The sequence below is a fragment of the Clostridium sp. AF35-15 genome (assembly GCF_003477745.1).
GTDB classification, from domain to species: Bacteria; Bacillota; Clostridia; order Lachnospirales; family Lachnospiraceae; genus Otoolea; species Otoolea fessa.
The window spans coordinates 1-1,120 of the sequence record NZ_QUDY01000023.1 but is presented as its reverse complement, the minus strand read 5'-3'; the positions used below and the strand labels follow the sequence as shown (position 1 = coordinate 1,120).

The window sequence follows — 1,120 nt, the reverse complement described above, 5'->3', positions numbered from 1 at the left end:
AACAAAGCGTCTACCAGTGGCTTTATAGCCACCTGACGCTGGGAAAGCCGTTCTTCCGATGAGAGATCCTTTAGCTTTCCTTCTTTTCTGTAGATCGTCTGGATCTGCTTTAAGATCAGATAGGATGCGGATTCTTTTTGGCGTTCTTTCGGTACTACTGCAAGCGCTTCATCAAAGCGCCTGCGGGCATGGACCCAGCACCCGGCTATCGTCAGGTCTTCACGTTCTTTTTCCAGTGTATGGTAGACCTGATAGCCATCCGTCACGCAAATGCCGGAATAATTCTTTAGGAATTCCCGAGGATGAAAGGCATTTCTTGTCCGCTGATACTCATAAAGGATGATCTGTTTTTCCGGATACATGTGGCCAGAACGGTACACCCACATATAACTCTTGGAACCGGCACTGCGGCCATCCCGGTTTACCAATACCGGTGTCTCATCAGCCTGGATGACATGATAGCTGTAAAGCAGCGAATGAAGGTGATCATACAAAACGGCGAGATATTCTTCTCCCAGCCGGATCATCCAGTTCGCCATGTTCTGCCTGGTTATGGCAAGGCCATATCGAAGGAATTCCTGTTCAAGGCGATAAAGAGGGACCGCGTTTACGTATTTTCCATTCATGACCGCAGCAGCGAGCGAAGCGGATACGGGGCTTCCATGAAGCAGGCTTTTGGGATGCTTTGCTTTTATCATGTGCCCGTCTGTTTTGCTGGCATATACACCAACATGGTGCTCATCCACCTCGACTTTTGCCGGAATGAAACGATATCTGCGTGTAATAGCATCTGGAAGCTGTTTCCATCCGTTTTCACCGAATTCTGCTGTTAATTCTTCTTCGGTCATGTAGTGGTCGATCCGATTTGTAGGAAGCCCGGACATATCCTGAGCTTTCTTACCGGTTGCTTTTTTTCTGCGTTCCAGTGCCGGCTCCAGAGTCTCTGGTTCCGGTGCCTCCAGATCACAGACAGCTTCGGCTTCATTAAAAAACACAATGGTTCCATCCACTTCAGCAAAACGGAGCTGCTGGGCATCCTCCATTTTTTCAGAGGAACGTCCAAACCGGTTCTTATTAGCCAGGATCAGCTGTTCCATCATTGCCTGCATCTTCGTATCCA

At 48.7% G+C, this 1,120-nt stretch carries 1 protein-coding gene; it reads right to left on the bottom strand.

Annotation, left to right across the window (positions count from 1 at the left end):
* On the bottom strand, window positions 1-1,120 hold a 1,120-nt coding region (locus DWZ76_RS14860; RefSeq protein ID WP_118473075.1), incomplete at both ends, for an IS66 family transposase.